Source organism: Pseudomonas sp. PSB11 (assembly GCF_014596605.1).
Lineage (GTDB): Bacteria > Pseudomonadota > Gammaproteobacteria > Pseudomonadales > Pseudomonadaceae > Aquipseudomonas > Aquipseudomonas umsongensis.
Map to the genome: position 1 here is coordinate 1 of NZ_NOIO01000055.1, position 8,766 is coordinate 8,766.

Annotated in this window: 6 protein-coding genes; 4 read left to right on the forward strand and 2 right to left on the reverse strand. The window is 59.9% G+C overall.

What is annotated here, in order from left to right:
* Together CGA21_RS30085 and CGA21_RS30555 are read left to right on the forward strand one after the other, a co-directional pair.
* On the forward strand, positions 1-4,885 hold a 4,885-nt coding region (locus tag CGA21_RS30085; RefSeq protein WP_188265676.1), incomplete at its 5' end, for a cadherin-like domain-containing protein.
* 130 nt (positions 4,886-5,015) lie between these two features.
* A complete protein-coding gene (locus CGA21_RS30555; RefSeq protein WP_188265677.1) occupies positions 5,016-5,306 on the forward strand; it encodes a hypothetical protein in 291 nt (96 codons plus the stop codon).
* 583 nt (positions 5,307-5,889) lie between these two features.
* Here the strand turns inward: CGA21_RS30555 and CGA21_RS29565 are convergent.
* The gene (locus CGA21_RS29565; RefSeq protein WP_188265678.1) at positions 5,890-6,324 is read right to left on the reverse strand and encodes a hypothetical protein; all 435 of its coding nucleotides are present in this window, start codon (positions 6,322-6,324) and stop codon (positions 5,890-5,892) included.
* Between the two features lie 91 nt (positions 6,325-6,415).
* Between CGA21_RS29565 and CGA21_RS29570 the strand changes: the two genes are divergently transcribed.
* Both CGA21_RS29570 and CGA21_RS29575 read left to right on the forward strand, forming a co-directional pair.
* The gene (locus CGA21_RS29570; protein ID WP_188265679.1) at positions 6,416-6,697 is read left to right on the forward strand and encodes a helix-turn-helix domain-containing protein; all 282 of its coding nucleotides are present in this window, start codon (positions 6,416-6,418) and stop codon (positions 6,695-6,697) included.
* 633 nt (positions 6,698-7,330) lie between these two features.
* Positions 7,331-8,611, forward strand: coding sequence for a serine/threonine transporter (locus tag CGA21_RS29575; RefSeq protein ID WP_188265680.1), 1,281 nt, complete (start codon positions 7,331-7,333; stop codon positions 8,609-8,611).
* Positions 8,612-8,673: 62 nt separating this feature from the next.
* Here the strand turns inward: CGA21_RS29575 and CGA21_RS29580 are convergent.
* Positions 8,674-8,766: IS3 family transposase (locus CGA21_RS29580; protein WP_188263828.1), on the reverse strand; the 93-nt coding region annotated here is incomplete at its 5' end.

Sequence of the window (8,766 nt, forward strand, 5' to 3'; positions counted from 1 at the left end):
TTACCTGCGCCTGGTGCAGCAGGGCGCCGATACCCTGCTGCAGTGGGACCAGAACGGCACGGCGGCGGGTGGCACCGGCTGGCGGACCATCATTACCCTGCAAAACACCGTGGCCAGCAACCTTACCGTCGACAATTTTGCACCTTCGACCAGCATTACCGGCATTGAGGTGGTAAACCTGAATACGCCCCCTGAAGTCAGCAGCCCACTGGCCGACCAGGCGGCGACCGAGGATGCCGTCTTCAGCTTCACCGTACCGGCCGGCACCTTCACCGATCCCGATGCGGGCGATACGCTGACCTATAGCGCTACCCTGGCAGACGGCTCGCCCTTGCCAAACTGGCTGAGCTTCGATGCCGCGAACGGTAGCTTCAGCGGCACACCAGGCAATGGCGAGGTTGGCAGTGTTAGTATCAAGGTCACCGCCACGGACCGTGGCAATCTCAGCGCCAGTTCCAGCTTCACCCTGAGCGTTGGCAACACCAACGACACCCCGACTGTTACCGGCCCGGTAAGTCTGGCGAATGGCGTGGAGGATCAAAGCTACACCCTGACCACCGCGCAACTGTTGGCTAACGCCAGCGATGTGGATGTGGGCGATACGCTGAGCGTGCAGAGCGTCAGAGTCGACCCGGCCGACGGCAGCCTGACTGACAATGGCAATGGCACCTGGACTTATAGCCCGGCGGCCAACCGCAACGGTGCGGTGAGTTTCGCGGTGGTGATCAGCGACGGCATGGCCACTATCAACACTGTAGCCACACTCAATCTGGCGGCCGTGAATGATGCTCCGACCGGCGACGTGCTCATCAGCGGCACGACGGTGGTCGGTCAAACGCTCAGCGCCAGCAATACGCTCTCCGACGCCGACGGCCTGGGTGCCATCGGCTACCAGTGGCAAGTATCGGTCGACGGCAATACCTGGACTGACATTGTCGGCGCGAACAGCGACAGCTTCACCCTGAGTGCCGACCAGATCGGCCAGCAGGTGCGCGCACAAACGCGCTACACCGACCAAGGAGGCACGGTGGAGTCGGTGGCGAGCGGTGCGTCGTTCTGGGTGGTGTCTGCAACCAACCTGTTCGACGGTGATGGCAACAACAACATTCTCGACGGCACCGAGAGTAACGACATTCTTCGCGGCTTTGGCGGTGCAGACATCCTGCGAAGTTACGGCGGGGCGGATCTGCTGGAAGGCGGTGACGGCGACGACACACTGGAAGGCGGCGACGGCGATGACACCCTGAACGGCGGCAATGGCAACGACGGACTGTATGGTCAATCCGGCAGCGATACGCTCAATGGCAACGACGGCAACGACCTTCTTGATGGAGGGGACGGGGACGATGTGCTCAACGGCGGCAACGGCAATGACACCCTATACGGCGGCATCGGCAATGACGCCCTTGATCTCGGCAGCTTTGGTGCCGACGATAGGGCGTATGGTGGAACCGGCAACGATGTATTGATTGCAAGTGATTCCCCCCATTCACAGCTGTATGGGGAAGATGGCAACGACACGCTGATACTGAGCGGTAATAGTTTCGCCGCAACACTGGGGGGCGGGAATGGCAACGATACCCTCGATGTACGGTCGCTTACGGGAACCTCCCCGGGATTTGAGTCCGGCCTGTTCGGTGGAGCAGGGAGCGACCTCTACCGTGTCGGTGATGGAGCCCATATTTACATTTTTGACAACAGGGACAACACGTCCCCGACCGATAACAACGTGGTCGAGTTCGCCGCCGGCATCGACTTTGCCAGCCTGCAGCTGTCGCGCAGCGGTAACGATCTGATCGTCACCTTCGCTACTGGCAAAACGCTAATCATTCCTGGCCAGTTTGCCACCGGCGGCAATGGCAACGAAGGCGGCGTACAGACATTGCGCTTCGCTGACGGTACCGAGATCAGCCGCTACGCCTTGCCCGGTTTCAGCGCTACCAACGGCGACGACACCATCTTCGGCGCCGGTGGCAACGATTCGCTCAATGGGCAGGCCGGCAACGACAGCATCGATGCTCAGGCGGGTAACGACGTGCTGGTCGGCGGCGTCGGCAACGATACGCTGATCGGTGGCAGCGGCAACGACATATACCGCTACGCGCTCGGCGACGGCGCCGATACGGTCGATAATCGTAACGCCGCAGCAGGCGATATCGACGCTATCGAGTTCGCCACCGGCATCCTGCCCACGCAAGTGGCGGCGAGCCAGGTTGGCAACAACCTGGTGCTGAGGTTGAATGCCAGCGACAGCATCACAGTGCTCGACTACTTCATCGCCGGGGCCGCGGAAATCGACGAGATCCGATTTGCCGATGGCACGATGTGGTCGCCGACCACGGTGCAGGCGCTGGTTGGCGCAGGCGCAAGCAACACGCCGCCAAGCTCGACCGACGCCAGCGTCACCATGGCGGAAGACACGCCGGTACTGCTGAGTGTGGCCGATTTCGGCGTTTACAGCGACGCCGAGGGCACGCCGCTGGCAGCGGTGCAGATCACCAGCCTGCCGGCTGCGGGTAGCCTGGAGTTCTTCAACGGTAGCGTGTGGGTGGCGGTGCTCGCCAACCAATTGGTCAACCGTGCCGACCTGGACGCCGGGCATCTGCGCTTTACGCCAGCGGTCGACGCGAATGGCACCGACTACACGATGCTCGGCTTCAGGGTCAGCGACGGCAGCGATTTTGCCGCCAGCGCCAATATCCTGACCGTCGACGTGACAGCGGTGAACGATGCCCCGACCGGCAACGTCACCCTGTCCGGCACGGCCCTGGAAGGACAGACGCTGACCGCCAGCCACTCGCTGGCCGACGCCGATGGGCTGGGCGTGGTTGGTTACCAGTGGCAGACCTCCACCGATGGCGCCAACTGGAGCGACCTTGCCGGCGCCACTGCTGCCAGCCTGGCTCTCGGTTCGACGTTGATCGGCCTGCAGGTTCGCGTGCTGGCGAGTTACACCGATGGTGGCAATACCCTGGAGTCCGTCGCCAGCAGTTCGACCGCCGGGATTGCACAATTGCTCAACCCCATCGACGGTACGCAAGGCATTGACAACCCGCTGCTGGGTACGGAGGGCGCCGACCTTATTCGCGCCAGGGCGGGCGACGATGTCGTCCAGGCGCGTTCAGGGGACGACACGGTGTTCGGCGAGGACGGTAACGACACCCTCTTTGGCGAAGATGGCAACGACACGCTGGACGGTGGCAGCGGCTTTAACCAGCTGTTCGGCGGTAACGGCAACGACACCCTGCGCCTCGGCACGGGAGCCAGCGACAGCAGCTATGCCTTTGGTGGCGCTGGCGATGACCTGCTGATTGCCAACGGGCTGGCCAACACCTCCGCGGTCACGCTTGCCGGCGAGAGTGGCAGCGATACCTACCGCTTCGATGGCAGCGGCAATGTCTCGCTGTCCGACTACGTGAACACCACGACGGCCGGCGATCTCAACCGGCTCGAACTGGCGGCCGGCATCACCCCGGCCAGCGTCACGGTCAGCGGCGACGGCAACAGCGTTACCCTGGGCTTTGCCACGGGCAAGACCGTGTTCCTGTCGAACCAGCTGTTGGCCTACCAGGCCAGTGACAACCCCAACCAGTACGGCGTGCAGGAGGTGCGCTTCAGCGACGGCACCGTGTGGAATCGCCAGCAACTGCGCGAACTGGCCGGCTACTTCATCGGCAGCGATGCGGTCGATGACAGTATCAACACCGGCGCCGGCAACCAGTTCCTCTATGGGCATGGCGGCCATGACAGCCTGGCGGCCGGGGGCGGGAATGACCAGCTGTATGGCGGGCTGGGCGATGACCTGCTGGAGGGCGGTGACGGTAACGACACCCTCTTTGGCGAGGATGGCAACGACAGCCTCGACGGCGGCAGCGGCTTCAATCAGCTGTTGGGGGGCAATGGCAACGACACCCTGCGCCTCGGCACGGGAGCCAGCGACAGCAGCTATGCCTTTGGTGGCGCTGGCGACGACCTGCTGGTTGCCAACGGGCTGGCCAACACCTCCGCGGTCACGCTTGCCGGCGACAGTGGCAGCGATACCTACCGCTTCGATGGCAGCGGCAATGTCTCGCTGTCCGACTACGTGAACACCACGACGGCCGGCGACCTCAACCGGCTCGAGCTGGCGGCCGGCATCACCCCGGCCAGCGTCACGGTCAGCGGCGACGGCAACAGCGTCACCCTGGGCTTTGCCACGGGCAAGACCGTGTTCCTGTCGAACCAGCTGTTGGCCTACCAGGCCAGTGACAACCCCAACCAGTACGGCGTGCAGGAGGTGCGTTTCAGCGACGGCACGACCTGGAACCGCCAGCAATTGGGTGAGCTGGCCGACTACTTCATCGGCAGCGATGCGGTCGACGACAGTATCACCACCGGCGCCGGCAACCAGTTCCTCTATGGGCATGGCGGTAATGACAGCCTGGCGGCCGGGGGTGGGAATGACCAGCTGTATGGCGGGCTGGGTGATGACCTGCTGGAGGGCGGTGACGGTAACGACACCCTTTCTGGCGAGGACGGCAATGACACGCTGGATGGTGGCAGCGGCTTCAATCAGCTGTTCGGCGGAAACGGCAACGACATCTTCCGATTCTCCGTAGCTCCCGACTCCAGTACCAGCAACACTGTTTTCGGTTTCGCTCAGGGCTCTGACATCCTGGCTCTGGACAGCTCGGCGTTTCACCTCAACGGCCAACCCATCGACGCGGTGCTGACCAACGTCAGCGGCGCCCTGACCGAGCAAGCCGGCAACCACCTGGTGTTCAACCAGAGCAACCAGACGCTCTACTACGACGCCGACGGCACGGCCAATGGCAATGCGGTGGCGATGGTGACCCTGGCCGGGGTGGCGAGCCTGGCGGCGAGCGATGTGCAGCTTTTCACCTAGGCGTATGGGGAGTGGCACAGGTGGTCGCGCCGCTCCTCACCTTCTCCTGTAAACGGGAGAGGGGGCAAGGCCTGTGGCTCAGCGGCGCAGGCGATCGATCTGGCTGATCAACCCGGCCTGGCGGCCAGGGTTGGTCCTGCGCAACAGCGCCCTGACGCCGCCACCGCAGAACAGCGGGAAGTTGATATCCAGCTCTTTTGAGCTTGAGTGGCTGCAAGGTGGTCAGCGATTCTGGGGGTTCACCAATGTAGTCCCCAATCGTGCGGCGCGCGTTTACCAGATTGTCCTGCACTTCGATCAGATCGCCTCGGCAAGGTCGCGGCGAGCAGCCGATTCGTCGATTGATGTGTCTGATACGGGAGTTTTCGGCCGCTTTTTCGACAACATCAAAGACTCTCTGGGTCGCCAAAGAACATTTTGACTTGGCTCTAGGGCGGTGGTTTCAGAACAAGAAAAGTGCGCTGTGCCCCCATTTTTGCCCCCGGTCGCGTCGAGTGTGCGAGCGACTGCGAATGGCGATTTATGAAAGCTGCTAATACGGCACTTGCTGGCTTTCAGTGTCTCCACCCTCTACGAGGGGGAGTGGCGGCTACGCGCTTGCGTTGAGCTGGCCGCCTGACTCTCAAGGCTACAATACGGCCAGCTCATGATACCGATGGGACAAATAAGCGTAACCCAGATGTGATAACGTTTCGCGCCTCAGCAAGCCGCGTAGCGGCGGATAATGCTCTCTGATGGTTCGTCTAGAGCGCATACGCCATCAATCCACAGTGCCTGGGGAAGGGCGCGCCCCGTGCTTGCCCAATAAGCTTCCTCGACATAGAACGGAGCGCGAGCACGTGTCATCTCAAGATTTTGTCTGATAAGACGCCAATAAAAATGAGTGATTTCTGCAATAACGGAGTCCCCGTCATCGATTAGCGGCGACTGGGGCGAAGCTGCCAGTCCCTAAGTAGGAGTGCGAACAAGGCTTAAGCCGATGCATCACAGAAAAATGGTCGATGTCATTCGCGCTTTTTTTGGGCGGCTGGGAATAGAACCCTAACGCTTTTTAGGTTCACCTCGGTGTTCACCCCCAAGTGCGTGTAGGTTCGATCAGAAACCTTGAAAAGCGGGACCCGCTCACCCTGCGGATTAATCGCCTCACTTGCCTCAAGGAGCGGCTCCATTTTCCAATGACCGGTTTCATTTACGAAACCAGGAGTTACGTACTGAATGGATCGCACTCGAAATGACTCATGTTGGACCTTGAGAATGTCTTTCAGTGCCTCAAATGAGGACACCATGAGCATTTCCCCAACGAATTCCTTACCGTATCGAACATGTGCTTCGAGGTAAAACCAGGGGATCATGACCGTCTGCCGCATGAACGGGCGCCCCAGAAAATCAGCATTGAAAAGGCTGGAAATAATCGTCGGCCCTTCATGATCCTTGTTCATCGTTGGTACCTCGGCATCTCGAATGAACAATATATGTTGTAGTCATATATTGCGCAATGTCGCCTTATCGTTCCTTTTGTGAGAAAGCAAAATGGAACTGAAAGAAGCATTCGGAGCAACGTTCCGACAGGCTCGCCTTCGGAAAGGCCTGACGCAGGAGCATTTTTCGTTGGTAAGCAGCCGCACCAATGTCAGTTTGCTTGAGCGAGGAGGCACCAGCCCGACGATGGCGAAGCTTGAGGAATTGTGCAGCGTTTTGGGGGTGCATCCCGTCAGCCTGATTACTGCGTGTTACATGCGAAAGGAAAACATCACGGATCTCAAAGCGTTTCTAGCTCAAGTGCGTAAAGATCTGAAAGCCATTGATTCCTGAAAAACCATTAACCGCAGGTTTCGTGGCTTGCGACATTTTCGTGACACCAAAAAAGGCCAAATTCGCTCGTGGTGGGCAGCTGGTATGTGTTCGGCGACTCATCGCAATGGAAGCAGCATTGCTCCGATTACACTGGGGTTTTGCAGTTACAAGCCTAAACCGATGTGTATCCAATGTCAGCTTGTAATAGTCTGACCCAATCGCCGAGAAATTCAGCTATCTAGCGGATTCACCTCCAATCCGCGGTAGCCTCTAGGTCGTTTAGTCGAGTGCGCTATCGATGGAGTAGCAGGAGAATAGCTAGGTTCTCAAATCATAATTAGGCGGGAGTGCCCATTTGCGGGGCTCACTTTCCCGCTTTCAAATGTCTGAGTCCCCCAATCTCTGGCCTGAGCACCCCAGCGTCCGCTCAAAGATTGTGAAAAAAGTTCAAACAATCCTGAAAAACTACGGATTGCGACTCCTTATCGGGGGCAAAGGTGCAACCTGGTACCACCGTTCCTCACCTAAGTCTTTGCTTCTGTTCACTAATCCTCCAGAATCGCGCCCCTGTTTCGGCCAGGCGCTGCCTGTCGGGTATTCCGACGCGTCCTGGCCGGGTGGCAAGTGACCGGAATGTGGAGATCCCACCGGATGAATGATCAGGCCAATAGCGTTAACGAACGCTTTGTAGCAGCGACACCCGCAACCCTTACGAGCTGGAATCGCCAGGACACCACCTGGATGCTGGGCTTGTTTGGTACGGCGATTGGCGCGGGAACCCTGTTTTTACCGATCAATGCGGGCCTGGGCGGGTTCTGGCCGCTGCTGGTCCTGGCATTGCTGGCGTTCCCGATGACGTTCTACGCACACCGAGGCCTGACCCGCTTTGTGCTGTCTGGCCGCGAAGGCGCGGACATCACCGAAGTGGTGGAAGAGCATTTCGGGCTCAAGGCCGGTGCGTTGATCACCTTGCTGTACTTCTTCGCGATCTTCCCGATCCTGTTGATCTACAGCGTGGCCCTGACCAACACCGTGGGCAGCTTCCTGGAACATCAACTGCACATCATGCCGCCACCGCGCGCGGTCCTGTCGTTCGTGCTGATCCTCGGCCTGTTGGCCGTGGTGCGCTGCGGCGAGCAGGTAATCGTCAAGGCCATGAGCCTGATGGTCTACCCGTTCATCGTCGCGCTGCTGTTCCTGGCGGTGTTCCTGATTCCACACTGGAACGGCGGCATCCTGACCACGGCCAGCACGCTGCCTGAGCCCTCGGCGTTGCTGCGCACCTTGTGGCTGGCGATTCCGGTAATGGTGTTCTCGTTCAACCATTCGCCGATCATCTCGGCATTCGCCGTGGACCAGAAGCGCCGATACGGCGAGCACGCCGAAGAACGTAGCTCTCAGATCCTGTCCCGGGCCCACGCGTTGATGGTGGTGATGGTGCTGTTCTTCGTGTTCAGCTGCGTGTTGACCCTGTCGCCGGCACAACTGGCCGAGGCAAAAGCACAGAACCTGTCGATCCTGTCGTACCTGGCCAACCACTTCAGCAATCCGACCATTGCCTTCGCGGCACCGTTGATTGCCTTCGTGGCCATCTCCAAGTCGTTCCTGGGGCACTACATCGGCGCCAGCGAGGGCCTCAAGGGCCTGATCGTCAAGAGCGGCAAACGTCCGGCAGCCAAGACCCTGGACCGCATCGTCGCGGCGTTCATGTTGGTGGTGTGCTGGATCGTCGCCACGCTGAACCCGAGCATCCTCGGCATGATCGAAACCCTGGGCGGTCCGGTGATCGCGGCCATCCTGTTCCTGATGCCGATGTACGCCATTCGCAAGATACCGGCGATGGCGCGTTATCGTGGCCAGGCGTCGAACGTGTTTGTAGTGGCGGTAGGGCTGGTGGCGATCTCGGCGCTGATCTATTCGCTGACTGCCTGATCCCCACCCTGATCGTTCCCACGCAGAGTGGACTGACCCCGAAATGTTGGACGATCGTAAATCTATACCTGAACAGATCGAGCCCTGTATTCAACAGGGCTCAGTCCGTTTAGCTTCAGTTTGATGCGTTGGTGATTGTAATAGTGGATGTAGTC